21 protein-coding genes and 4 pseudogenes are annotated in these 23,711 nt (G+C 54.5%); 14 read left to right on the plus strand and 11 right to left on the minus strand.

From position 1 onward, the window contains the following. The 5 genes and pseudogenes from AC1D19_RS12245 to AC1D19_RS12265 all read left to right on the plus strand — a co-directional run. Window positions 1–1,361: glycoside hydrolase family 19 protein (locus tag AC1D19_RS12245; RefSeq protein WP_477763338.1), on the plus strand; the 1,361-nt coding region annotated here is incomplete at its 5' end. Window positions 1,362–1,365: 4 nt separating this feature from the next. After that, window positions 1,366–1,866, plus strand: a complete 501-nt coding sequence (locus AC1D19_RS12250) for a hypothetical protein (protein ID WP_477763339.1) — start codon at window positions 1,366–1,368, stop codon at window positions 1,864–1,866. A 183-nt stretch (window positions 1,867–2,049) separates the two neighbouring features. Continuing rightward, window positions 2,050–2,616 (plus strand): hypothetical protein, encoded by a 567-nt coding sequence (locus AC1D19_RS12255; RefSeq protein ID WP_477763340.1) that lies wholly within the window; start codon window positions 2,050–2,052, stop codon window positions 2,614–2,616. Continuing rightward, entirely contained in the window at window positions 2,597–3,832 is a 1,236-nt protein-coding gene (locus AC1D19_RS12260) for a protein-tyrosine phosphatase family protein (RefSeq protein ID WP_477763341.1), read from the plus strand. Before AC1D19_RS12255 ends, AC1D19_RS12260 begins: the two co-directional genes overlap by 20 nt. 21 nt (window positions 3,833–3,853) lie before the next feature. Then, window positions 3,854–3,985 (plus strand): annotated as a pseudogene (locus AC1D19_RS12265) (LuxR C-terminal-related transcriptional regulator); the annotation flags it as partial. Between the two features lie 99 nt (window positions 3,986–4,084). On the opposite strand, the gene AC1D19_RS12270 reads toward AC1D19_RS12265, so the two are convergent. Together AC1D19_RS12270 and AC1D19_RS12275 are read right to left on the minus strand one after the other, a co-directional pair. After that, window positions 4,085–4,837, minus strand: a complete 753-nt coding sequence (locus AC1D19_RS12270) for an anti-sigma factor family protein (protein WP_477763342.1) — start codon at window positions 4,835–4,837, stop codon at window positions 4,085–4,087. Then, complete coding sequence (locus tag AC1D19_RS12275; protein ID WP_477763343.1) at window positions 4,830–5,342, minus strand: sigma-70 family RNA polymerase sigma factor; 513 nt, start codon at window positions 5,340–5,342, stop codon at window positions 4,830–4,832. Before AC1D19_RS12275 ends, AC1D19_RS12270 begins: the two co-directional genes overlap by 8 nt. Window positions 5,343–5,496: 154 nt before the next feature. On the opposite strand from AC1D19_RS12275, the gene AC1D19_RS12280 reads away from it, so the two are divergent. Together AC1D19_RS12280 and AC1D19_RS12285 are read left to right on the plus strand one after the other, a co-directional pair. Beyond that, window positions 5,497–6,465: a metallophosphoesterase family protein gene (locus AC1D19_RS12280; protein ID WP_477763344.1), complete on the plus strand. Its 969-nt coding sequence runs from the start codon at window positions 5,497–5,499 to the stop codon at window positions 6,463–6,465. 14 nt (window positions 6,466–6,479) lie between these two features. Beyond that, a complete protein-coding gene (locus tag AC1D19_RS12285; RefSeq protein ID WP_477763345.1) occupies window positions 6,480–6,788 on the plus strand; it encodes a cupredoxin domain-containing protein in 309 nt (102 codons plus the stop codon). 134 nt (window positions 6,789–6,922) lie between these two features. Here AC1D19_RS12285 and tynA read toward each other — a convergent pair. Continuing rightward, a pseudogene (gene tynA / locus AC1D19_RS12290) lies at window positions 6,923–9,204 on the minus strand (primary-amine oxidase). 579 nt (window positions 9,205–9,783) lie between these two features. Here tynA and AC1D19_RS12295 point away from each other — a divergent pair. Continuing rightward, window positions 9,784–11,178: an MFS transporter gene (locus AC1D19_RS12295; RefSeq protein ID WP_477763346.1), complete on the plus strand. Its 1,395-nt coding sequence runs from the start codon at window positions 9,784–9,786 to the stop codon at window positions 11,176–11,178. 175 nt (window positions 11,179–11,353) lie between these two features. Here the strand turns inward: AC1D19_RS12295 and AC1D19_RS12300 are convergent, their stop codons facing one another. After that, window positions 11,354–12,505: an MFS transporter gene (locus tag AC1D19_RS12300; protein ID WP_477763347.1), complete on the minus strand. Its 1,152-nt coding sequence runs from the start codon at window positions 12,503–12,505 to the stop codon at window positions 11,354–11,356. 165 nt (window positions 12,506–12,670) lie between these two features. On the opposite strand from AC1D19_RS12300, the gene AC1D19_RS12305 reads away from it, so the two are divergent. Next, a complete protein-coding gene (locus AC1D19_RS12305; protein WP_477763348.1) occupies window positions 12,671–13,663 on the plus strand; it encodes a diaminopimelate epimerase in 993 nt (330 codons plus the stop codon). A 113-nt stretch (window positions 13,664–13,776) separates the two neighbouring features. Here AC1D19_RS12305 and codA read toward each other — a convergent pair whose 3' ends face one another. The 4 genes and pseudogenes from codA to AC1D19_RS12325 all read right to left on the minus strand — a co-directional run. Then, window positions 13,777–15,021, minus strand: a complete 1,245-nt coding sequence (codA, locus tag AC1D19_RS12310; protein ID WP_477763349.1) for a cytosine deaminase — start codon at window positions 15,019–15,021, stop codon at window positions 13,777–13,779. A 95-nt stretch (window positions 15,022–15,116) separates the two neighbouring features. Beyond that, window positions 15,117–15,947 (minus strand): alpha/beta fold hydrolase, encoded by an 831-nt coding sequence (locus tag AC1D19_RS12315; RefSeq protein ID WP_477763350.1) that lies wholly within the window; start codon window positions 15,945–15,947, stop codon window positions 15,117–15,119. Between the two features lie 95 nt (window positions 15,948–16,042). Then, complete coding sequence (gene queD, locus AC1D19_RS12320) at window positions 16,043–16,399, minus strand: 6-carboxytetrahydropterin synthase QueD (RefSeq protein ID WP_008049817.1); 357 nt, start codon at window positions 16,397–16,399, stop codon at window positions 16,043–16,045. Between the two features lie 75 nt (window positions 16,400–16,474). Next, a pseudogene (locus AC1D19_RS12325) lies at window positions 16,475–17,254 on the minus strand (patatin-like phospholipase family protein); the annotation flags it as partial. Window positions 17,255–17,496: 242 nt separating this feature from the next. Here AC1D19_RS12325 and AC1D19_RS12330 point away from each other — a divergent pair. Beyond that, window positions 17,497–17,736: a hypothetical protein gene (locus AC1D19_RS12330; RefSeq protein ID WP_477763351.1), complete on the plus strand. Its 240-nt coding sequence runs from the start codon at window positions 17,497–17,499 to the stop codon at window positions 17,734–17,736. A gap of 89 nt (window positions 17,737–17,825) precedes the next feature. Here the strand turns inward: AC1D19_RS12330 and AC1D19_RS12335 are convergent, their stop codons facing one another. Beyond that, a complete protein-coding gene (locus AC1D19_RS12335) occupies window positions 17,826–18,878 on the minus strand; it encodes a hypothetical protein (RefSeq protein ID WP_477763352.1) in 1,053 nt (350 codons plus the stop codon). A 106-nt stretch (window positions 18,879–18,984) separates the two neighbouring features. On the opposite strand from AC1D19_RS12335, the pseudogene AC1D19_RS12340 reads away from it, so the two are divergent. The 4 genes and pseudogenes from AC1D19_RS12340 to AC1D19_RS12355 all read left to right on the plus strand — a co-directional run bounded on the left by AC1D19_RS12340 (window position 18,985) and on the right by AC1D19_RS12355 (window position 21,703). Next, window positions 18,985–19,191, plus strand: a pseudogene (locus AC1D19_RS12340) (hypothetical protein). Between the two features lie 104 nt (window positions 19,192–19,295). Next, complete coding sequence (locus tag AC1D19_RS12345; protein WP_477763353.1) at window positions 19,296–20,096, plus strand: DUF5677 domain-containing protein; 801 nt, start codon at window positions 19,296–19,298, stop codon at window positions 20,094–20,096. Between the two features lie 164 nt (window positions 20,097–20,260). After that, window positions 20,261–21,001, plus strand: a complete 741-nt coding sequence (locus tag AC1D19_RS12350; RefSeq protein ID WP_477763354.1) for a hypothetical protein — start codon at window positions 20,261–20,263, stop codon at window positions 20,999–21,001. Between the two features lie 102 nt (window positions 21,002–21,103). Then, window positions 21,104–21,703 (plus strand): restriction endonuclease, encoded by a 600-nt coding sequence (locus AC1D19_RS12355; RefSeq protein WP_477763355.1) that lies wholly within the window; start codon window positions 21,104–21,106, stop codon window positions 21,701–21,703. Window positions 21,704–21,790: 87 nt separating this feature from the next. Here AC1D19_RS12355 and AC1D19_RS12360 read toward each other — a convergent pair whose 3' ends face one another. After that, window positions 21,791–22,552: a hypothetical protein gene (locus AC1D19_RS12360; protein ID WP_477763356.1), complete on the minus strand. Its 762-nt coding sequence runs from the start codon at window positions 22,550–22,552 to the stop codon at window positions 21,791–21,793. Window positions 22,553–22,697: 145 nt separating this feature from the next. After that, window positions 22,698–23,684, minus strand: coding sequence for a hypothetical protein (locus tag AC1D19_RS12365; protein WP_477763357.1), 987 nt, complete (start codon window positions 23,682–23,684; stop codon window positions 22,698–22,700). Window positions 23,685–23,711 lie beyond the last annotated feature (27 nt).

The raw sequence follows: 23,711 nt of genomic DNA on the forward strand, positions 1-23,711 counted from the left end.
CCAAAAAGCTGCTCGATGATCTGCCGGCGGACCGAAAAATCCAGGTGCCCGCGAGCCCGACGCGCAAAGCTCGCACCTGGTATCACCTGAAACATTTGCTTCACGACGCCGACAACAATCTTCTTGATGGCTGGGTGTGTGAAGAGCCAGGCGTAACGCCTTGGGTCAGTCCGTGGGCTTGGGAAGGCTATGACGTCATCATCGACTTCAGCAGACCCAAACACTTGCTGGCCTCTTTTCTCAGCACCATTGGCCGTTTCAGCGACGAGGAACGCGAGCGTTATCGTGCCATTGCCGAAAAAGACGACAAGGGCCCGATGAAAAGCCGGTTGTACGAGATCCTCGATCGCAACCGCGACGGCAAGATGACGGCCACTGAACTGCAAGCGGCCCTTGAGCGACCGGCTCATGCGCAGTCGATTTCGCAGATGATCCTGTACAAGGAAAGCGAGTGGTTTCAGCAGCCGCAGATTTGGGACGCACTGGATGAATTGCTCGGCCATAGCGGCTCGACGCCGCATTTGAACTGGCTGGCGGAGAAGCAGCGGATTGCGCAGATGGGGTGGTGGGGGGACGTCGCGGAGAAAGTGGGGTTGCCTTCGTGGGGGAGTGCATATCACTTTCATCCGATTGGGTTGGTAGGTTTGTTTTTGGAGAAGCGTGAAGTAATCACCATAGAGATGCTGAGAGCAGCAGATCCGCATGGGGCCTCCAATTATCATCAAGAAATTTTACCTTATCTAAATATGTATGCTCCTATATATAAAATCGATACCCCATTGCGTATTGCACATTTTCTCGCACAAGTTTGTCATGAAAGCAAATTCAAAGTAAAAAGCGAAAACGGTAACTTCAGCGCTAGGAGAATGCGCGAAATATTTGGATGTAAAGGCGGTCAAAAAAATTACAACACTGGAGAGGATGACTGCGATTTTGGTCGGCTTCGGAGCAAACTTTGGAGTCATGAAAACACCTACGCCAATAACGCGATAAACTTACTCAGCTATGTGTATGCCGATCGAATGGGTAATGGAGGGGAAGAAACGCAGGACGGATATAAATACCGAGGCAGAGGAATTATTCAACTTACTGGGCGCTTTAACTACGAGCGCTACACTAGAATTCACAACGCCGCAAATCCAAGTGACTTGAAAGATTTTGTAGGAAATCCCGATCTCATAGTTGATGAGCTGCAATATGGAGTGGAGTCGGCATTTGTGTATTGCTCAATGACTAATTTTAATTTGGCTGCGGATGAAGATGATATAAAAAAGACAACGCTGATAATTAACGGTGGGCACAATGGTCTGCATGAGCGAAAAGAAATTCTGAACAGTATGAAAAAGATTATGGGGGTATGAGGTCATGAAAGTATTCTTAATATTTTTCTTCTTGTTTGTTTCTGCGGCCATTGCTGCGGAGGAAACAGTTACTTCCAAGGAAAATGATATATGTTTGTCAGGAGAGCAAACCATTTTCTTCTGCAAGACAGAATATAAAATTGCAGGCGTCTGTGCATCTAAAAACCTTAGCAATTCAACAGGGTTTGCTCAATATAGAGTTTTTGATATAGGTAAAAACATGATCGAGTTTGTTTTTCCAGAAAAACCGATACCCCCTGGCCGAAATTTTATTATGGCGACTCAGCCGCTGCCGGGTGGAATTGATGTTGAAATTAAATTTTCAAATAATGGATTTTTGTACACCATTCATGAACGAGATGCTCCAGTGGCGGAGGAGGGTTTCGAAGGTTTCAGCGAAATAATAGTCAGGCGTGATGAGGAAGTTCTTGATTCCATAAAATGCCTCAATAATGATTCGGAGGTGCGGAGAGCGGGTTACGAAAGTTTCTTTATAGAAGACTGATTGTGCGCAATACGAGATGTATAAAATGTCAAGCAGTGCTCGTCGGTTCGCAAACTCGTAAAAGTTGCATTTGGGGTTGTCGCAAGGGCGAAAGATGAAAGGCGCAAACTTTTGGAGTTGGATGTTACTGATTATGATCGAGGGGGGAGAAGCTGAGCTCAAGTTGACCGGAGGTGTCTGGATATGAATTTAACTAAGCCGCTGCTGTGTTCTATTCTAACTTTGGTTTTTGAGGGTGTGGTCGCAAATGATTCTAAAGATAATTTGTGTGAGCCTGATGAAGTAATAGTTGCGTCATGTCGCTTAGATGAGAAGAAAAATAGAGTTTTATCTTTTTGTACTAGCGCTGATAGCAAAACGATATTTTATCGGTTTGGCACGAGATCAACGATTGAGTTGGTAAGAGGTTTTTCAAGCAAAAATCCAGTTTTTCGGTGGGTAGATGCTGCGACGTACACAACATATTTTGGATTCAGATCGTCAGGGTATGCATATGTTTTTGGTGTTCCGCAGGAGACTCTAGGAGCGAAGGCTTTTTTGGAAGTGACTAGTTTGAATAGGCCTGTGATGAGTCGCACATGTACTGATAACTCTTATGGAAGAAAATCTATTATTAGCGAGGCGATAAAAGAGGTAGAGGATAGTGATGTGAGAGAGTCCGGGTTTTTATTCCCGCCTGAGAGCAATGTATTAGATGGGGCACCTAATTTAAAGGGAGAGTTGTTTAATCATGCCAATCAGACTGGATAAAATGCCTCCTCTCGCACAGCGCCCTCAACGACCTCGGTTTTTATTTTGGCTTGGTATGTTGTTGCTCTGTTGTTTGCTGGGAACGGTAGGGACGCTGTTGTTCGGCGACGAAACGTTACCTCAGCGGCCTTCGGATTTCTGGAGCTGGGCCTTAAGCATTCCAATCCTGGTTTGGTGTGTGCTGGGTTTCGCGCGAGTGTTGTTGTATGCCGGCGAACAAGGTGCCGCCGATGGTTGGGATGAGGCTCGTGAAGAAGACCTGATCCGCAAGATTCGTCAGGGGCGTCGTCCGCAGCAGGTGTTGGGCGTGAGCTTGCAGACTGCTCTTGAAGAATCTGCGGATGGTCCGGAAATACAGCTGGACGCTCTGCTGAGTGGGACGACGGCGCTGAAGTCACAAGCGTCCAGGATGGATGGAGCACCACTTCGCCATAGTTGTTTATCTAACGATGCAGATGAAAATCCGGAAGCAATATTACTGAGTATATGGGCGCAGACGCTCGCCGACCTGGCGCCAACTTTGGCGCAGTTGCCTGATGATCAACCGCTGGCCCTGTTGCTGGACGTCGATACCGGTTTGCCGGAGAAGCAATGGCGCCGAGTTTGGCGACAGGCATGGCGCGAATCCGGCATTCGCCAGCCCGTTACATCTGTCGATGGAAGCGATCTGGCTGCACTGGACCAGTGGCTTGACCAGCGTATCGGTGATCGGGCGTTGTTGTTGGTTTTGGCCGTGCAGTTTGCGCCGCAGCAGCCTGAAGGCACGGCGGAAGCCGCCGTCGGGTTGTTGTTTGGCAACCGTCTGACGCAAACCACATTACCGCCGATAGCCTATCTTCACCGCCCGGAGCAGGAGCGCAAGCCCACCTCCGATGACCTGCTTTACGCTACGCGCCAGGCTCTGGATTGGGTGCCGCTTGAATCGACATCAATCGAGCAGGTTTGGCGAGTGGGTATTGATGGGCGACGGGCTGCCGCCATTGCAGGCGTGTTGTCTGAAGTCCCCATGTCAGTCAATAGGCCGGGATTGTGCAACCTCGATGCAATACTGGGTCATCCAGGCTGCGCTTCGCCTTGGCTAGCCGTCGCTGCCGGGACGCAGGCGATTCGGCGCGGTGCCGGGCCACAATTCATCTTCAGTGGCGGAGCGGCTGCGGCTGGTCTCTGGGGCACGGTGTTGATGCCAGCATCAGCACTTTTGAAATTGGAGTCTTGAACATGGTTCTGACGGGTTAGTTCTACCGCCAGCCAGATGAACATCTCGCCGGAAACCGTGCGCATGCACCGCAAGAACCTGTACCTGAAACTGGAGGTGGGTTCGCAGTCGGAGTTGTTTGCGCTGTTTATCGAGTGGTTGCGCAGGCACTGACCAACATTTTTGGCCTATCGATACCCCTGTAGGAGCGAGCCGTGCATCGATCTTGCGGGCGTCTTGGCTGGGAAGCCAGTTCCTACAAAGTGGTGTGTGTCAGGCGCCATTCTTGAGCAATTGGCTGAACGCTTCCAGCTCGCTTTTCTCAAGATCGGAAACCAGCACGAACCGCATGTGGTTCTCTTGCCAAGACACGACGTTGAAGCCACGAATCGTCTGGCTTTGCCGCGGCTTGTCAGCCTCGCTCGTGGGCAGGATGAACACATTGATAATGTGCTTGGCCCGCCCATAACTCAGGGCTGCCGCGGTCTGATGTTGCAGATAGTCCAGGCGTCCGCCCAGCAATGGAAAACCCTGCGCCGAGTAATCGAGTACCGGCGGCGAGAAGTCGAGCTTGCCGGTAAACCAAGGCTTGACGGTATGGCGGTCGGACGAAACCACATCGTTCATATGTTCGCCCATCAATGAGCGGACATGGCTGGATACCGCCTCATCCATCAACGGTTGTTCGCTGGCCGGCGTGGCCACATAAAGCACCATCGCCAAGGCCAGGGCCGTCGCTGAAAAAGCCGGAGCGAACCATCTACGCCAGCCATCGACAGATCGCGGCGCTTTGGTAACAGGGGCAACAGGCGCGAGCACACTTGCAGTCAACGACGCTGGCGCCGCGTAATACCGCGCCCGCTTTTTCACACTGACAATCAACAGCCTCGCCTGATCATGCAACCGTGCGCACTCGGCGCATTCGGCCAAATGCGTGGCCACATTCGCTGCCGTTGCAGGATCGAGTTCCTTGTCAAGATAGCCATGTATCAGGGGCTGGCAAACCGTGCAGTCGAGTTCATTCATGATCGTGCAACTTCAGTAGTTCGAGCTTGAGCATGGCGCGAGCCCTGGCCAGTCTCGACATGACGGTACCGATGGGGATGTCGACCACCAGGGCGATGTCCTTGTAGGGCAGATCTTCGAGTTCCTTCAGCACAATCACCTCACGAAACGCCGGCGGCAGGGCGCACAGGGCTTGCTGGATCAGCGCCGCATTTTCCGTGTGAATGGCCAGCAGTTCCGGGGTCTGGCTGTGGCTCGGCGTCTCGTCGTTTTCGGCCAGTTCGTCGCCAAAAGGCACCCAACGGCGCCCGGCTGAAGCTTTGAGCCAGGTGTAGCTTTCGTTGCGCACGATGGTCAGGAACCAGGCCTTGGCGTTGCCATCGGCAAAACGATGCGCAAACCTGAAGGCGCGCAAGGCGCTTTCCTGCACGACATCGTGCGCGGCGCTGTCGTTGCCAGTGAGCCAGCACGCGAGGTTGTAGGCCGCGTCCAGGTGGGGCGCAAACAATTCCTCAAATCGCTTCATAGTGGTTCCCGCACTGTCCCACCTCTTATAACTGTGCTGCGTTGCAGTTTATTCCCTGGGAAAAATATTTTTTTCGATCGGGAATAAAGGCCTGTCCCGCCAGGTTTTACCTCGTGCCAGCTACATCACTGTAGTTCTCAGCGAGGGAACACCGATGGACATTCTTTCAAAACACCAACGACGTACCGACGGCCCGTTGAACCCTGACCGCCGAACGCTGCTCAAGTGCTCCGCGTGGGCCGGGGCGGGCGTGATCTGGGCCTTGAGTGGCGGTATTCCCAGGGCCTTCGCTCTGGATCAGGCGGGGAACGTCACCGACCCCAAGGCACTCGCCAGCACGTTTCAGTTTGTGCAGATTAGCGACTCGCACATCGGTTTCAACAAGGAGGCCAATCCGGAACCGCTGAAGACCTTGCAGGTGGCTATCGACAAGGTCATTGCCCTGCCGAAACGGCCGTCGTTGATCCTGCATACCGGCGATATTACCCATCTGTCCAAAGCCGAGGAGTTCGACACCGCCGCCCAGTTGCTCAAAGGCTTGCCGTCCCCCGTGCACTACGTGCCGGGCGAGCACGACACCCTCGACGAAGGCGGCGGCAAGCTCTATCTGGAACGTTACGGCAAGGGCACCAAAGGCAATGGCTGGTACAGCTTCGACGACCACGGCGTGCACTTCATTGCACTGGTGAATGTCTTCAACTTCCAGGCCGGCCATGAAGCGACCCTTGGCGCCGATCAACTGGCGTGGCTGGCCGATGACTTGCGAGCCGTGAGCAGCAGCACGCCCGTCGTGGTGTTTACCCATATTCCGTTGTGGACGATTTATCAGCCGTGGGGCTGGGGTACCGAGGATGGCGATCAGGCGATTGCGATGCTGCGCAAGTACGGTTCGGTAACGGTGTTGAACGGGCACATCCATCAGGTCATCCAGAAAGTCGAAGGCAATATCACCTTCCACACCGCTCGCGGCACGGCCTATCCACAACCCGCACCGGGCGCGGCGCCGACGCCGGGGCCGATGACCGTGGCGGCTGATCAACTGCGCAATTATTTGGGGGTCACCGAAGTGCGAGCGACCCAGGTTGATCATCCGCTGGCGCTGATCGATTCGACACTGGTTTAACGGAGGGGACTGGGATGAAAGCGCGATTATTGGCCGCTGTCTGCCTGATGTTGTCGATGCCTGTATGGGCTAATGAGGTGAAAGTCGATATCAAGGAATTCATGTTCGGGCCCAAGGATCTGACCGTGGCCGTGGGCACCAAAGTCACGTGGGTAAACGATGACGAGATCCCGCACACAGTGGCGGAAACCCACAAGATGTTTCGCTCCGGGGCGCTGGATACCGGAGACAGTTATTCCTGGGTGTTCAACACTCCGGGGGAGTTTGAGTATTTTTGTGCGCTGCATCCACAGATGCTGGGGAAGATTGTGGTCAGCCAATAAGCGGAGGGTTCACCTTAAGACGGTGTAACCCTGTAGGAGCGAGCTTGCTCGCGATGGTGTTTCAGCCGACACCAAGGTAGCTGACCCACCTTCGCGAGCAAGCTCGCTCCTACAAGGAGTTGTGTATGACCTGCTTACTTCGGTGCGCTGAGGTTCAGCGTCGGCGTTTCATCGAAGAAGTTCCACGGCTTCAACAGCACATGCACCCATTCGGTCGGCATGATCGGCCATTCCTCGGCGCGGGCGATGTGGGTGGTGCCGGTGGTCAGCCAGACCACATCGTCGGTGTTTTCGATGGAGTGGTTGTCCTGAGTGAATTGCCCCAGGCCCGAGTCCTTGTCCGAACGGTTCGGGTATTTGCCTTCCGGGTACTTTTCCTCCGGGTTGTATTGGGTCACCCACAGCTGCTTGTCCGTGAAGCTGAGGCGGTGGTAGAGCCATTCGTCCTTGCCGAAGTTGGCGCCCTTGGCCACCGGGTGCGTGCCGCCGGCATAAGGAATCAGCTGATAGGAAACCGGGTTGCCGACCTTGTTCTCCTTGTTGGAGTTGGTCAGCAGGCGCACGGTCGACGGGTCGAATTTCTGCGCCGCCTGTTGCTCGGTGCCGACCACTTTGGTTTCGGTCTGCATGGTGCTGGTGCGCGGACCGCCACGGTCGTTGGGCAACACCACCGGGTTCACTTCCACCAGTGAGTTCTGCTCACCGTCCACGTCCATATCGAGGCGGAAGTTGTAGATGTGCTGGTGCGTAGTGCCGACGATGTTGTGGTCCAGCAGGGTGCCGTAGCGCGTATCTTCCTTGGCGGTGTCTTCGTGCATGGTTTTGGATTTCACGCCCTTGACCGCTTCGATGCCGGTGGCGCCGGCGTCGATGCCGATGGTGCCGTTCTGCTGGAAGACCCAGTCGAAGATGTAGTCGTAGTTGCCCACGGTGCTGATCCAGCGCACCACCAGTTCACGACGCTCGGTGCTGAGGTTGGGCTGGCCCATTTCCTGGTGTTTGTATTCGGGGCCGGCGTAGCGCTCGAACACCGCCATGGCGCGCGGGATCTCGGTCGGTGCGCCGGTGTAGTCGGCGATGGTCGCGTCCAGTAGCACGGCGTTTTGCGGTGCATCTTTGCCACGGGCAATCGGTGACGTCAGGGTGCCCATGCCGTAGTCGAGGTAGGCCTTGAAGTACCAGCCGATATCCGGGTCACCGTAAGGCACGATCATGCCGCCCAGCGAGCCTTCGTACATGATTTTGCGTTTCTTGCCCTTGTCGTCGTAGGTGACGGTGGACAGGATCGGCCCGACCCGCGAATCGAGGCGAACGTGGAAGTCCCAGTTCCGCCAGTGAATGCTGTTGCCGCTGATGGTGTAGTTCTTGCCCTCGGGCTCGATGATTTCCAGCGGTTTGACCGCCACACCCTGGCGCCCGCGCCCGTCATACGGCGTCGGTTTCATCGGCACCGGAATGAGCGCTTCGTCTTCAATCTTGATCAGCTTCTTCTGTTCCAGATCGACAATCGCCACCAGGCCCTCGATCGGGTGCGCCCAGTAGTTGCCGTCACCGGTGTTGAGGTAGCTGACGATTTTCAGCAGGCGCTTGTCCTGCGCCAGGCCGTCCTTGCCGTCGAAGTAACCGACGGTCAGCGGCGTGGCCACGACTTTTTTCACGTCGTTGATGCCGCGCTTGGCCAGGGCCTGGGCGTATTCCGGGCTGGTTTCCACAGCCGTCTGCACCGTGGCGAAATCGTCCAGCAGCACCATGCCGTGGGCGCCTTCGATCGGCTTCCAGAACTTGAGTGCTTTGGTGTCGAGATCGACCAGGGCTCTTCGATCACGTGCTTGCCGTCGAGCACCACGATTGAGGCCTCACGCGGCTGGGTGACGTTCTGCCCGGTGAAGACGAAGTTCCACACCTGATCCTTCGGCGGCTCCTTGACCGAGACTTCGGTGACGCGGAAACCGGGCTTGTAGTTTTCCGATTTCTTGACGATGTCCACGGCCGTGGTGATTTCGGCTGCGCTCAGGGGATTGGGCGGGTTGGGGCGGGTCTCGACGACGAAGGTCTTGTCCAGCCCGGACTGGAACACCTGGTTGATAAAGTCCTTGGACATGAACGCCGTATGGTCCTTGAACACCACCGGTACCGTCAGCTCGATACGCTTGCCGTTGAGCATCGCCACTTTGCTGTCGGGCTTGACCTTGAGGTAGACCCCGTCCTTGGCGATGGTGAACAGATTGGCGTAGTCGTCCCGTTTCACCGTGGCGCCAAATTCCTCAAGACCCGCTTGCAGCGGCACCATTTTGGCGTGACCGCCGTGGGCCAGGGCATTGCCCGCCCAGAAAGGCAGGCCAAGGGTGCTCAAGGTGATGGCCAGGGCGAGGCGGGCAAGCGGTGTTCTGTTTCGCAGTGCAAGGGAGGCGAGCATTCTGGGTTTCTTCGGAAAAGCCGATAACAGGCATGCCCGCACTTTGCTACAGCCGGTGAATGGCTGCATTGGGAATCCTGCCAAAATACTTTGGATCTGTGCCTGATTAGCGTAGTGGCGCGGATCCTGACTGGTTTGCTGTTAGTTGTCGTACAACGAGGAGGGGTCGATAACCACGTTAAAAACTGACAAGGGAGCGAGCGGAGAGTCGCGTAACCTGGGTCCGAGAGCCTGTTTAACGAAGTTATTCGATTGTATGTCGCATTTTTAGGGCGGTCAGGGCGTTCAGATCTAAGGGGTTTTCTTGTTGACAGTGCCCCATGGGACTGTCTATAAATCTCACATGTCATACGACGACGTATGACATACAGGTCTAATTTTAAAAATAATAAGAGTGTCGATATCAACATGAATCCAATCGCCTCCCTCTCGCCCCTGATGTTCCGAGTTGGCCCAATCTCTCCGCGGAATATGGCCCGTTTCGTCGTGGACTGATGCATTGAACTGAAGCCCCGCGGCCCAATCGATCTCGTTTTATACCGAGAGATCATCACCAAAAATCTACAATAAAGTGATGCCATGAACCTGAACGAGCCAATTACCGCGCAACGCGTCAGCCAGTCTGTCGGTAAATACCGATGGACCATTTGTGCATTGTTGTTTTTTGCAACCACCGTCAATTACCTCGACCGCCAGGTGCTCAGCCTGTTGGCGCCGGATCTGTCGAGGCAATTTGGCTGGAGCAACACGGATTACGCCAACATTGCCGCCGTGTTCCAGTTCACGTACGCGATTTCCATGCTGTTCGCGGGGCGAGTGGTCGACAAGATCGGCACCAAGGCTGCTTTTGTGGTGGCGATTTGTATTTGGTCGACCGGCGCGATCATGCACGCCTTTGCAGAACCCATGGGCGAGGGCATCGCCGCCATCTGTGGCGCGCTCGGTATTGCGGTCATCCCGGTCTCGATCGCCGGCTTCATGCTGTCGCGCGCTGTGCTGGCGGTCGGTGAATCGGCCAACTTCCCGACCGCAATCAAGGTCACCGCTGAGTATTTTCCGAAGAAGGAACGCTCCTTCGCCACCGGCATTTTCAACTCCGGGGCCAACGTCGGCGCGATCCTGGCACCCATTTCGGTGCCGCTGATCGCTGGCCTGTGGGGCTGGCAGGCAGCGTTCATCGTAATCGGCATGCTGGGCTTTATCTGGATGGGCGTATGGCTGGCGTTTTACGACAAGCCGGAGCAGCAGAAGCGCCTGTCGGCGCAGGAACTGGCGCACATCCGCAGTGATTCCCACGCTGGCGCCGCTGTGCAGACGGGCGTTGGCAAAAAGGTTTCGTGGTTCCAATTGCTGAAATACCGTCAGACGTGGGCGTTTGCCTTCGGCAAGTTCATGACCGATGGTGTGTGGTGGTTCTTTCTATTCTGGCTTCCGACCTACCTGTCGGAGCAGTACGGCCTGAAAGGCGCAGCCATCGTGGTGCCACTGGCCGTGCTGTACAGCATGACCATGGTGGGCAGTATTGGCGGCGGCTGGTTCCCCAGCTATTTCATGGCACGTGGCGACAAGCCGTATGACGGCCGCATGAAAGCCATGCTGGTGATTGCCGTTTTCCCATTGGTGGTGCTGTTGGCGCAGCCATTGGGTCACATCAGCGTCTGGGTACCGGTGTTGCTGATTGGTGTGGGCGCGTCGGCGCATCAGGCCTGGTCGGCCAACATCTTCACCACGGTGTCCGACATGTTTCCGCAAAAGACCGTCGCGTCCGTGGTCGGCATTGGCGGTATGGCGGGTGGGTTGGGCGGAGTCTTGCTGACCAAGATCGGTGGCTGGGTGTTTGACTATTACAAATCGGTGGGTGAAATCCGTACCGGCTACATGATCATGTTCGCCGTCTGCGCGCTGGCCTATCTGGTGGCGTGGAGTGTGATGAAGATGCTGGTGCCTCGCCATAAGGAAATTACCGACCTGTGAATGACGGCTTCGATGACGTCTGCAAAACGGAGTAACCCATCGGATTGAACAAGGCCGCTGAGCAATCAGCGGCCTTTTGCGTTTCAGGTTTGGTGCGCTTTGAATGGCGGGGATTTTGTAGTCGGAGGCGATTGATCTCCCACATTGGGTTCGGGGGCTTACCGGTGGAATTTTTTCAGACCTTCAACACTTTCCCGCCAATGGCCACCGCCACCAGCAACAGCGCCATCAAGGCAAAGGCAAAACTCAGGCTGCTGCCATGGGCGATGAAGCCGATCACGGCCGGCCCCGCCAGAATGCCCGCATAACCCAGGGTGGTAATGGCCGGCACGGCGATGCTTTCGGGCATGACCGTCTGTTTGCCGACAGCGGTGTACAGAACCGGCACAATGTTCGAACAACCGGCGCCCAACAGCGCATAACCCACCAGCGCCGCCTCCCAGCTTGGTGCGAACGTCGCCAGGAACAAGCCTGCGGCAGCCGTCAACCCGCCGAACACAATCACCCGTGTCGCGCCCAACCGCCGTACGATTTTGTCACCGGTCAAACGCCCGGCGGTCATGGTCAGGGCAAACGCCGCATACCCGAGCCCCGCATACGCCGTGTCGATACCGCGTTCCTGTGCCAGGAACACCGCGCTCCAGTCCAGCGCCGCGCCTTCGGCGAGGAACACGATGAAGCACATGCCGCCGATAAACAGGACGATGCCATGGGGTACCGCAAACGCCGGTCCCGAACTCTCGCTGCCGTAGGGCAACAGATGCGGCACGGCCCTGGCCAGCGCGATCAGCAGCATCACGATCACCACCAGCGTGGCCCCCAGCGGGGAAATCCCCAGGCCAAGCAACCCGCTGACGCCCGCCGCACCGACAATCCCGCCCAGGCTGAACAGGCCATGGAACCCCGACATCATGTTTTTGCCGCTGGCGCGCTCGACGATCACCGCTTGCAGGTTGACCGTCGAATCCACGGTGCCAAGACCCGCGCCGAACATGAACAAGGCTGCGATCAGGGCCGGAATCGACGACACCGTCGCCAGCAATGGCAGGGCGGCACAGATCATCAGGGTGCCGCCGGTCGTCACCCGTCGGCAACCGAAACGTGTGGCCAGGATCCCGGCCAGCGGCATCGCCAGAATCGAACCCACCCCCAGGCACAGCAGCAACAATCCCAGGGTGCCTTCATCCAGCCCGGCCCGGGACTTGGCATAGGGCACCAACGGCGCCCACGCGGCGATGCCGAACCCGGCGATGAAAAAGGCGATGCGCGTGGACATTTGTTCCAGGCGGCCGGGAACGAAGGTGGTTTGGCTGTTGAGGCTGGTCATAACAATCCTTGGCAAAAAGCGTCGCGTCCTCAACGGACAGTGATCGGCCTGTGAGGGTTCGATCAGTGCCCGGAAAGTTCTACAGTCGTACAGGACGACATCGTTGCACAGCGCCGGTGTTTTTCGCGATATGTTGAGCCATTCCAATGACACGCGGAGGGCGCCATGGCGCAGAGGTACGATGCACGGGGCAATATTTACATCGTGGTAGCGCCAGAAGAATTGCGCCGCCAGGGCATCGACTTGCCCCATCAGGCCAGCCAGGCAGCGCAAACCCTGGAAGCCTGGGCGATAGCCGCGATCGAGGCTTGCTGCAGCTGGGCTCCAGGTACTCAACCGTCCGGCAGCAAAGATCATCGCAGCGACGGTTTGCTGGTCGGACCGTTTCAGTCGTCGCCTCCCTTTGATCTGTTGATCGTCAACACCGACGGTACCCTGGCCGAGCGCAGTGGCAACGGGCTGACGATTTTTTCCCAGGCCCTCAGCGATCAAGGGCTGTTGCCGCAGAACGAAGCCTGTCTGCTCAGGGTTCATCACGACAAGGCTGATACGCCTTCGCCGGGGCAGACTTCGGTGAAAGCCGCAGAGGTCGATGGCGTAAAGGGTTTCTGGCTCGACCTGGGCCAGCCGGGATTCGGGCCGTCGGCGGTCAGTGCTCACGGGGTTGAAGCGGTGGTGTTCAATGGTCGCGAACTCAGCCACGTTGAACAATTGGCGGTACTCAATAGTGCATGGTCGCGCAGCCAGTTCGCGCGGGTCGGCAATCCCCATTGCGTGACGCTGGTGGAAAGTGCCGAGGACCTGCCGAGCAACGAGCAGATGCGTGAGCCGGCGCTGGGTGAGGGGCTGACGCGGATTGCCTATGCCATGCCGGTTGGTGCAGGCAAACCTTGTCCGGCGGGGATCAATCTGCAATGGGCAATGCGCGTGTCCGAAGGGCACATCGCCGCACGGGTATTCGAGCGGGGCGAGGGGCCGACGGCGTCGTCGGGGACCAGTGCCAGCGCGGTGGCCTGTGCGGCCTGGCGGGCAGGTTGGGTCGGCGCCGGGGAGGTCAAGGTGACGATGCCGGGTGGCACGGCGCCGATCTTGCTGGAGGAAGAGTTGGGGGAATTGAGTCGGGTCAGCCTGTTTGGTACGGCTCGAATGATTGGCTGACGGTTAGATAGCCTTCGCGGGCAAGCCCGCTCCTACAGTGGATCGGTGTCGTTCACAAATTCCCTGTAGGAGCGGGCTTGCCCGCGAAGGGGCCAATCCGGTCAACGCAAATTTCAGCTCAGACCACTGAACTCCACCACCGGCATCGTCCGCTTCATCAACACCTTGCCCGCACGCACCGAATACAACGGCAACCCCTGGCTGCGGATCACCTCGTAATCACTCTCTGCCGACAGAATCAGCAGATTCGCCGGCCGCCCACGTTCCAGGCCATAGCGATCGCCGAGGTTCATGGCTCTGGCGCTATTGTCCGTCACCAGGTCCAGCGCACTTTGCAGGTTGCGATAACCGAGCATGTGGCAGATGTGCAGCCCGGCTTCCAGCACCCGCAAAATGTTGCCATTACCCAGCGGATACCACGGATCGACGATCGAATCCTGGCCGAAGCACACGTTCATGCCCGCTTCCAGCAACTCGTTGACCCGGGTCACGCCCCGGCGTTTCGGGAAATTGTCGAAGCGACCTTGCAGGTGGATGCTTTCAGTGGGGCAGGAGACAAAGCTGATCCCCGAATGGCCGAGCAGGCGAAACAGTTTGGCGCAGTAGGCGTTGTCGTAGGAGCCCATGGCGGTGGTGTGGCTGGCCGTGACCCGCGAACCCATGTCGCGGCTGCGGGCCTCTTCGGCGAGTACTTCGAGAAAGCGCGAATGCGGATCGTCGGTTTCGTCGCAATGCACGTCCACCAGGCAACCGCTGCGCTCGGCCAGGTCCATGAGGAACTTCACCGAGCTGACGCCCTGGTCGCGGGTGTACTCGAAATGCGGAATACCACCCACCACGTCCGCGCCCATGCGGATGGCTTCCTCCATCAATTCTCGACCATTGCGGTAGGACTCGATGCCTTCCTGGGGGAACGCGACGATTTGCATATCGATCAGATGCCGGCTTTCCTCGCGGACTTCGAGCATCGCCTTGAGCGCGGTCAATTGCGGGTCGGTGACGTCGACGTGGGTGCGCACATGCTGGATGCCGTGGGCGGCGAGGGTCTGAATGGTTTTCTTCGCGCGGGTCCTGGTATCTTCCAGGGTGATGGTCGCCTTGCGTTCGCCCCAGCACTCGATGCCTTCGAACAGCGTGCCGCTCATGTTCCAGCGCGGATCACCGGCGGTCAGGGTCGCGTCGAGGTGGATGTGCGGCTCGACAAAGGGCGGCACCACCAGATTGCCGCCGGCGTCCAGATCGTCAGGGCCCAGGGTCGGGGCTTCGATCTGGCGGGTGATGCTGCTGATCAGGCCGTTTTCCAGGTACAACTCATGCAGGCCTTCCTGGTTGCGCAGACGGGCGTTGATGATGTGCATCGGGCAGATCCTTTTAGCGAATCGTGTAGGCAATATCCTTACGTTAGCTCGCCTGCGGCGAATCCCGCCAGTTCAAAATGTGGGAGCGGGTTTGTTCAGGTAGATAGTTGCAGGGGTAAAAATCGCATAAGAGCGGCGACTACCGCTTCGGGCGCGTCTTCCTGAACCAGATGACCGGCGTTGGGAATCGGATAAAACTGCGATCCGGGAATCATCCGATGCAGCGCCTGCCCGCGTTCGATGGGAATCCACTGGTCATCCTCTCCCCACAGGATCTGCACCGGGCAGCGAATCGTCGGGTACAGGCCCTCGGCCTCGCAGGTATAGCGCTCGTCCATCTGCGCGATCTGCCGGTAGAACGCCGCTTGCCCCGGCTCTCCCAGCCATGGCTGAACGTAGGGGGCGAGTTCGGCGTCGGGAATTTCCCGCTTGATCGCCCCGCGAATATAGGTCGGCACGATGGCGCGCTGGATGTAATCGGGCAGTCCGCTGAACGCGGCTTCATGCTGACGCACATGCTGCACGAACGGCGAACCCCAGGGCGTCAGCGCCACCGGGTCGATCAGCGTCAGGCTGCGGTAATCCTTGCCATTGAGCAGATGCGCGCGCAGGGCGGTGGCGCCGCCGAAGTCGTGGGCCACCACGTCGGGGCAATCCAGGCGCCAATGCTCCAGCAACTGCGCCAACAACTGGTTTTGCACACCGAGCGAGACATCGTCGTCGGGTTGTGCCGACTGCCCGTAGCCCAGCAGATCGAAGTAGTAGACGCGGTGAGTGGCCGTGAAGTACGGCGCGATCCGGTGCCATACACAGGAAGAAAAGGGCGTGCCATGCACGAACACCAGCGGCGGGCCGTCACCGCGCACGGCGTAGCGCACTTGATGTCCGTTGAAGGCAAAGACCTGATCCAGCGGCCAGTCAGTCATGGGCTTGTCCTCTTGGCGGGGGAAGAGGCAAAAAGCATAGGCATAAAAAAACAGCCGATGAAGGCTGTTTTTCATGTCACTGACGAAACGCTGGCTTATTCGCCGCGATAGATGCAACCGCTGGTGCAGGTCTCGTGGATGCGGATTGCACTGAGCTCCGGCAGCAGGGGCTTCATTTCCTGCCAGATAAACTTGGCCAACACTTCGCTGGTCGGGTTTTCCAGGCCGGGAATGTCGTTCAGGTAGTTGTGGTCCAGTCGCTCGTACAGCGGCTTGAAGATCGCCTTGATTTCCGAGAAGTCGCGGATCCAGCCAGTGTGCGGGTCGAGGTCGCCGCTCAGGTGGATCGCCACTTTGAACGAGTGACCGTGCAGGCGGCCGCACTTGTGGCCGTCCGGTACGTGGGGCAGGCGGTGGGCGGATTCGAAAGTAAATTCCTTGAAGATTTCCACAGTGTTTTCAGCTCTGTTCAGGTGGCGTTCGCCGCAGCGATTCGGGCAGGCGGCGAGTTTACCAGTTTGTCCTGACTAAAGGGTCAGCAAGCGCTCGCCGAGGCGACCGTTGGCGGCCAGTTCGAGGAATTCGTCGCCCATGCGGCGGCTTTCGTCCATGGTCGTGCGCCAGTATTTCTGCCGGCTCGGGGCGTCGCCCATGAAGCGTTTGAAGTCGTTACGGTCCGGCAGTTTGCCGTAGGGCAGGCGCGCCAGGTAGTCCTTCGACGGCGCCAGCAGCAGCACGTTTTGCAAGCGAGCCGGGCAGGCGCGGCGCCACGGCAGGGTCTTGTCGAACCAGCCGGGAATCACCCGGTCGGTGAAGTGCGGGTAGAGCACGATGTCGTTGCCGCTGTAGGGCAGGTCCAAGTGATAGTCCAGCAGGCCGCCGTCGCGGTAGGTTCCCGCACCGGCACCCGGCAGGTCACGCACGCCTTCCATCACCATCGGAATCGAGCCCGAAGCGAGCAAGGCCTGGCGCAAATTGCCGGTGTTGAGGGCGACGAAGCGCGACGGGAAGTCATTCAAGGCATTGACCGGCGGCGCCAGGCGCGGGTCGTGGATGATCAGGCGTTCGAAGTGCCGGGCCAGCCGCGCCCGGCCACGCAGGTTGTCGGCGATGACCGAGGACAGGCCCAGCCCCAGGCGAGCGCGATGATCGTCGGCGAGCAGGCCGTGGCTTTTGACCACCATGATGTTCAGGCGGTAATCGCTGTTGCCGAGGATCGAGGCATCGCGACCGTCGAGCAGGTCATTGAGCATGCGCCGGGAGCTCTGGCTGATCTGCGCCATGGTCACGCCCTTGGCGAAGTTCTGCATCCGTGAATTGCAACCAAAAAATGGACAATGGACTTCAATGCTTTCAACGACTTACCAGATTTCCTGTCCTGTCCGTTTTTCTGCATCTGGATGGACAGATGACATCGCGGCCAATTCGGTAGTTAACGTCATGCTCGGATTACTCCTCCCGTTGGCCGCTACCTAATGGCTTCAAGCTCGATTCGAAAAGAAAGGCGCCAACTTCTTAGAAATATCCGCAACGATATAAGGGACATACCATGAATAAATATTCTTTTCGTGCCGAATGCATCCATGATGTCTTGGATTTCACCGCTGTCGTGGCAGAAACCGCAAGGGTAATATCCCTGGCTGTAAATCAAGATCCGATGTTTCCGGATTGTGAAGTTGAAATTATTACGTCGCTTTCATTGGCGGAACTTAAGTCGATTGCGAGTAGTATTGATGATGTTCATATAATTCAGGAAGCGGTGCGGTCTAAGTGTCAGCGCAAAAGGTAATCACCTAATAGCGGGAATTGTAGTTGTAAGTTGTTGCAGCGGATAAAAAGATTTCTTGTTGAGTACCTTTCTAGCGTTTTGTGCTGAAATTAGTCTTGCTCGGCGAGGCGTTTATAAAGATCGTCTCTCGATTCAACGCCTTTTTGATCTTCGCCTGGAAATGCCCCACAAACAGCCATGCGCTCTAAATGCTCAGCCAAAGGCTCTGCAAATCCGTGTTGAATGCAATGTTCCGTAAGCCAGTGATATGTCTTTATCGCAAGGACCGTAAGTGGCTCCGCTTCGTAACGACCATCGATAGATGATGTACAGATCAAGAGCGCAGCACTTAATCGACGCTTCATGTCATCAGCGTACTCCTGTAGCGTTGCCGCAAAACGCTCGGCTACGTGCTCAACAATCGATGTTATGTAGGTAAGCAGGTAGGGTAGGCGTGAATAAAGGTAATTCCATTGGGTATATGTCTGGTCGGACTGGGAAAATATAAAGTTAACGTTGTATTGCTCGGTCTTGATGGCTTTGTGTTCGGTAAATAGGTGCATTGCCTTGTTGCATATACCATCAAAACTATCCCGGTCGGATTTGTCGTAACGGAGCTTCGCTATATAGTTAGCATCAAATCGCCAAGACTCACCTATCGCATCGAGCACTTTCTGTATGCGTCGCGTATGACCATCCAGCCCTCCTGCGTTTTTAGGACGCAGCTTTAAAGGATCATTAGCAATCATTTCTGAGAAAGCAGCTTTGTCCGCAACTACAGCCTCCAGAAGGTATAGACTTTCTTGAAGTGGTTTTCTTAACAGCATGTAAGCTATAGCGAGCTTTCCTTTTCTAGAAGCTTCGAGCGCCTCAAAAATGCAGTGCAGCATGTCGGACAACACTGCGGGAAACGCCATCGTTACTAAAACGTCATGTTCCTCTTCCATACGTTCACTCAGGCTTAACCAATCGAACAAGTCCTCAGCTTGCTCGAAAGCTGCCTTATCCTGCTCATCTTTAAAGGACAGATCCGTCACGAATATCCCATGCTGCATTCCTGATGCTAGCAACTGAGCGATGACGTCATGAGCTGTGAAACAGAATTTGTATGCCGCATGAAATTGCGGTGGTAGCACTGTGTTCTTCTCCAGTAACCTTTCCATTCGGCAGCTCCATTTCGTGTTGAGGTGAATGGCTGAACGATTCGCTGAAGCGAGGATAGGACAGAAAGGATAGGTTGGCTTTTAAGGGGGGCTCACACCATGGAAAATGAATACATCGCTGCATGATGTGCTTCAAAGACTGTATATAAATCAGTTAGCTAATGAAGCTGCGGTGATGGAGCTAACGCTCCTGGCGTAGCAAAAAGGAGAAGTCAAAGTAGGGGAGAATGTACGTAGTGCTCTTCATGCCATAGTGAAGAATGCAGGCTCTATAAAGCAGGGGCTCGCAAAATTCCGACTAGACCGAAATTGACTCAATGCTGGATTGAGCCAAGGGGTGGTGTGCTTATAGTGCTAGGGTTTCAGGTGGGTAAGGTTGGGTGAGTCGCGCCAGTGTGGACCGGGAGGAGGTACAGAATGTTAAGCAACGATGAGTCGACCTTCTTGGACGAGGGCTTCCTCAGCACCGAAACACAAGACGCCATACCTGAATTTCGGGATGCAAATGCCGACCTGTTCAACCTGGCTGAGGACGTGAACCGGCTGCTGATGAGCATTGCTCATGCAGCCGCAGATGCTGCTAAGACGAACCTTCAGGCACCCGAGTCTATTGCTGTCCGTCTGGTACTGAGGGCTGCCGGCACATTTCAAGGCGCCGTGCTGCTTGCCGAGCGCGGGTTAGTGGCCGACGCCAGGACTCTTGTACGAAGCTGCCTAGAAGACGCCTTTGCGCTCGCCGCAATAATGGCCGACCCCGTGGATTTTCTCTCCAAGTATGAGGAGGATTTCAATGGTGCGAACAAGAGGCAACTCAAGTTCGTTACTGACCGAAAGCTTGGTGACAAGGCTTTACACAAGACTTTGATGGACAAGTACAACGACACACCAAGAGGCAACTCCCTGAGTCCCGGTGCGCTCGCAAAGGATAGCCCGCTAGATACTCAATATTTGATGTATCAACGCCTCTCTAACGACTCCGCGCATCCGTCCGCTACGTCACTGGCCCACCACGTTTATACGCAGCCGGACAAGGAGGGGTGGTGCTATGCCTGGAAGATAGCGGATGTGGAGGCAAACGCAGCGACTCTACAGACCGCTATTCAAGCCGTCCTGCCGATCGCGGTTGGGATTGTGGAGCTTCTCCAACTCAAGTCGTTTAACGGCATGTTTGAGCCCATCCTTCAACGCCTTGAGGCTTTGCCTCAACGAGGGATTTAAGGCAGGCGATTTAGGCAGGGATCGGGACAGTCAAATTTATCCAGAAATGCCCGCTGAAGGCGCTCTCGGAAGCGCCCTCCGAGAATCGTCTCGAAGGCTATTCAGGTTGAATCTGTCATGCCAATATGCCACTACATTAATCACATCAGGCTATGGCAGCATTCATGAGCACAATCGTCTTACGATCTTGGCGGCACCTCCGAGAGCTTTCTGTATTGCGCTACGCGATGCTGGTCTTTATCCCATTGTTCGCACGCCCGCTCCATTTTTCTAAGGCACCGGACCGACCTGTTTACACTCGGTTGAAGGGCTTAATGACGTTACCAGTGTTTGTTGGGACGCTTTGGCAATCCACGACTGTTTCGATCTACCAATGGCTTGGAAAGCGAGAAAGCGAACACTTAGCAAATGGCATAAACCAAAGTGACATTTGGAATCATTTGCACAGCACCCAAGGCTGGATCGGGTTGGTAGCCCTTGCTGTAGCGATTTTCAGTATCTATGCAATTGCTGCTTTGCGTTGGGGCTACCATGCAGGTGCAGTGTCTGTGTGCAAGAAAATGGGATTTAGCTGCGCACCGATCTCCCTTCTATACTTCGTGGTCACAACGGCCGCCTGGGGATTGTGGGTGGGACTGATGGTCAAAGGGATCGACTACAGTATTTGGTTTTCAAATGGTGATCTTTCTGGTTACTTCAACACATTAACCTCGGAGCACCCATACCGATCCTTGGGATTACTTCTTTTCATTGGGGCAGCAACATACCGGGCGTCAATCAATAGTAGTCACGGTATGGCGGCAGCGTATTCGAACTCTAAGTTTTTGGCGTTGGTAGTTGGTATTTTGCCTATTATTGTGCTTCTTGGGCTCGTCTATGTTTATGAAGCGCTCGTTTTGTCTTGAATGTGTCCCAGCTTCTATTCGATGATTCTCCCCGTCGTCTCTGGGGAGAGAATCGAGTGTGTTGATGATGCGTTAAAAAATATATTTTAAATAAGGAAGGTTATGAGCACCGTTGCAAAAGGAGATGCGTTTGAAGAAGAGATTTTTTTACTTCTCAAGAAAGAGCTGGAGGCAGGTCGCCTCGGAATTTCTCCTTCGTCAGGGAAAATTTTTAAGAGAAAAGGGTATTATTCGAAAGATCGCGAGAAAGATATCGTCGTTGATATTTCAATTGAGGTCTGGCTGCCCGGTGCAGATAACTACTCCATGCTTTGGGTTTGTGAATGTAAAGATTATGGTCGTAGTGTCCCAGTTGATGATGTGGAAGAATTTAAGTCAAAGCTGGATCAAATAGCTGGAAAAAATATTAAAGGGGTTGTCGCTACAAGGAATGCTTTTCAGGAAGGCGCGATTACATATGCGAGGAACCAGGGCTTAGGTTTGGTTCGCATTATGCCGAAGGATCAAGTTTCTTGGTTTATTTACTGCGTTATGTCCGGTTCGGCGCCGATTCAAGATAAGCTCAATCCTCGTGAATTCAGAGTGGCCTTGTCCAACGATGGTTATCAAGCCAAAGAGCGGAGCTTCTATTCTGCGTATGATGGTTATATTTTTGGAAGTTGGGTAGGCTTGGTAAGGCACTCTCTCAGTGGCAGCGCCTAACAAATGAAAAGGCACAGGTTGTCCGCCTGATACAGCGTGCAAGCCTAATACGCAACATGACTGCCTATTCCACTCCATGTTCATCATTCATGGCATGGAATAGGGGAAGTGTTGGTGCCAATTCGGTTTCTCTTTCATCGTGCTTACGAAGTGATCAATAACTGCTTTTGCCGCAATGTGGGGGGCGGGTGCAAGAATAATGGCCTTCCATACTGTGTCTATCTCGGTACCTGATGATCGACGGTCTTCTGTTTTCATATGAATTATGCGGTTTCGAGCATTTTTTAAAGTTTTATATCCATGCCAGCATCTCCCACCTTTTGGTGAGGTGCAGCTCAAGATTTCCGGCAGAACATTTGTTAGCTTTTCGTCTAACGTGGTATGGCGTTCAATCGTTTGTTTGCTAGCGGCCTCTAATACGATGTCACTTCTGTGGTGGCGTGCATAAAAATAGTCTGAAGGTATAGTCTCGTTAACAAATGCCTCAAGTGCCGTGAAGGCTAAAACAATCGATTCAATCATTTTTTCAATATAGTCGAAGGCTTCCTCGTCAGATGGGAAATTGACTTCGGTATGTAAGGTTTTATCAATACCGCTTCGGTCGCGAATTTTGCGTGCAGAAATGAACGCCAAAGCAGATGAATTGAGTAGCAATGCTGAAGCATTTGGTAACGGGATAGTAAGCTGTTTTTTTTTAGTTAAAGAAATGACAGAAGATACTGTGATTCGTGTACCCTTAGGTGACAAAACTCCGGACCAAGGCGATACCCAATTCTCTGCTAAATACGTGAATGTTTGTAGTCTCCAATCATTGGCGGGTTTGCTATTTGCAGGGGGAACTGGCTTCATGGGATACCTGCTTGGAATTGTGGCGGATGCATTTTAGTCGAAGATGAACACATGAACTGTAAACGTACCATCCTAGTCTGCGCTAGCTAGGCGCGCTGATACAAAGTTGTTTATTTCTATAAAAAATAATTCATTGAATTGATTATTAGCTAACCGCCTTGTATTCGAGTGGCAGGTTAAATGTTTCTTGTAAATACTCGATGTACGAAATCTCCTCCGCAGTCGCCACCGCAGAACCGATGATAATCAATTTTGCGGCGCGTTGATGACCAGGCCAGTAAGAATATTCCATTATCTGTCCAAGTGCCTGTCGAATGCAGGCTCTGGCAGTAGATGCCGTCTTAATTTCGTAAAACCAATAGCTTTCACCCTGTTTGACTACCAAATCTATGCTTAATCCGTTCGCGTATATTTCAGTGCCAACATTATCTTCTCCGTATAAAGCTGACAGTTCTATATAAAGGTTGCTTTGATAATCGTTATGTCTCAGTCGAATGTCCAGTTCTCTTTGGGTGAGTAGGCCAGACGTTTGCGATGGTTTTTTTGTACAACCAGCGCTAAATCTAAAATCGTTTAGCCTCTTTTCCAAAGCTATCTCAGGAAGGTCTCCCTCCGTGAATAAATAGATTGGAAGTAGTCGATCAAGAATTTGCAGTATCTGGTCATAGTCGATTGCGTTCTTTTCTGATCTCGCTCCAAGGAATATAAAAATCCCTTCTTTCACTCGTTCCTGAGGAATGGAAGAGGGCATATATTCGGAGCTTCGGACATCACTTTCGTAATGCCACATACGCAAGTCAGAAAAGTTTTCACAGAACTCGTTTAGGTACTCATTAAACCGCGCTATTTTGGGAACGAGCACATCGATGTTGGGAAGCGATTGGCTACACTCTAGGGAAAAGGCGACACCGTACCTTACGAACTCCCCCTCAATGCCGATGTTAAACTGAAGCTCTTTCCGTCCCCCATAATGCCACCCCCAATTTTCAAATACAGTTCTTTGATCGAACAATTGGCTGGATGGAGTCCTAGACAATTTATTGATTTTTTTTCGAATGCTTTGTAAATTTCCGACTTTATATGATTTTGACTTTTTATTAATTTCTTCCGATACTTGTGCCAAGAAATGCATCAAAGGGATTCCTTTACTTTGTTGATT

The sequence above is a fragment of the Pseudomonas sp. P1_C12 genome (assembly GCF_056406435.1).

What these genes read in the sequence shown, in the direction of transcription:
- AC1D19_RS12355 (WP_477763355.1), top strand. Translation starts at nt 21,104, where the DNA reads ATGAGCACCGTTGCAAAAGGAGATGCGTTTGAAGAAGAGATTTTTTTA.
- codA (WP_477763349.1), bottom strand. Translation starts at nt 15,021, where the DNA reads ATGCACATCATCAACGCCCGTCTGCGCAACCAGGAAGGCCTGCATGAG.
- AC1D19_RS12280 (WP_477763344.1), top strand. Translation starts at nt 5,497, where the DNA reads ATGGACATTCTTTCAAAACACCAACGACGTACCGACGGCCCGTTGAAC.
- AC1D19_RS12295 (WP_477763346.1), top strand. Translation starts at nt 9,784, where the DNA reads ATGAACCTGAACGAGCCAATTACCGCGCAACGCGTCAGCCAGTCTGTC.
- AC1D19_RS12360 (WP_477763356.1), bottom strand. Translation starts at nt 22,552, where the DNA reads ATGAAGCCAGTTCCCCCTGCAAATAGCAAACCCGCCAATGATTGGAGA.
- AC1D19_RS12285 (WP_477763345.1), top strand. Translation starts at nt 6,480, where the DNA reads ATGAAAGCGCGATTATTGGCCGCTGTCTGCCTGATGTTGTCGATGCCT.
- AC1D19_RS12255 (WP_477763340.1), top strand. Translation starts at nt 2,050, where the DNA reads ATGAATTTAACTAAGCCGCTGCTGTGTTCTATTCTAACTTTGGTTTTT.
- AC1D19_RS12345 (WP_477763353.1), top strand. Translation starts at nt 19,296, where the DNA reads ATGTTAAGCAACGATGAGTCGACCTTCTTGGACGAGGGCTTCCTCAGC.
- AC1D19_RS12300 (WP_477763347.1), bottom strand. Translation starts at nt 12,505, where the DNA reads ATGACCAGCCTCAACAGCCAAACCACCTTCGTTCCCGGCCGCCTGGAA.
- AC1D19_RS12260 (WP_477763341.1), top strand. Translation starts at nt 2,597, where the DNA reads ATGCCAATCAGACTGGATAAAATGCCTCCTCTCGCACAGCGCCCTCAA.
- AC1D19_RS12275 (WP_477763343.1), bottom strand. Translation starts at nt 5,342, where the DNA reads ATGAAGCGATTTGAGGAATTGTTTGCGCCCCACCTGGACGCGGCCTAC.
- AC1D19_RS12335 (WP_477763352.1), bottom strand. Translation starts at nt 18,878, where the DNA reads ATGGAAAGGTTACTGGAGAAGAACACAGTGCTACCACCGCAATTTCAT.
- AC1D19_RS12330 (WP_477763351.1), top strand. Translation starts at nt 17,497, where the DNA reads ATGAATAAATATTCTTTTCGTGCCGAATGCATCCATGATGTCTTGGAT.
- AC1D19_RS12365 (WP_477763357.1), bottom strand. Translation starts at nt 23,684, where the DNA reads ATGCATTTCTTGGCACAAGTATCGGAAGAAATTAATAAAAAGTCAAAA.
- AC1D19_RS12270 (WP_477763342.1), bottom strand. Translation starts at nt 4,837, where the DNA reads ATGAATGAACTCGACTGCACGGTTTGCCAGCCCCTGATACATGGCTAT.
- AC1D19_RS12305 (WP_477763348.1), top strand. Translation starts at nt 12,671, where the DNA reads ATGGCGCAGAGGTACGATGCACGGGGCAATATTTACATCGTGGTAGCG.
- AC1D19_RS12350 (WP_477763354.1), top strand. Translation starts at nt 20,261, where the DNA reads ATGAGCACAATCGTCTTACGATCTTGGCGGCACCTCCGAGAGCTTTCT.
- AC1D19_RS12315 (WP_477763350.1), bottom strand. Translation starts at nt 15,947, where the DNA reads ATGACTGACTGGCCGCTGGATCAGGTCTTTGCCTTCAACGGACATCAA.
- AC1D19_RS12250 (WP_477763339.1), top strand. Translation starts at nt 1,366, where the DNA reads ATGAAAGTATTCTTAATATTTTTCTTCTTGTTTGTTTCTGCGGCCATT.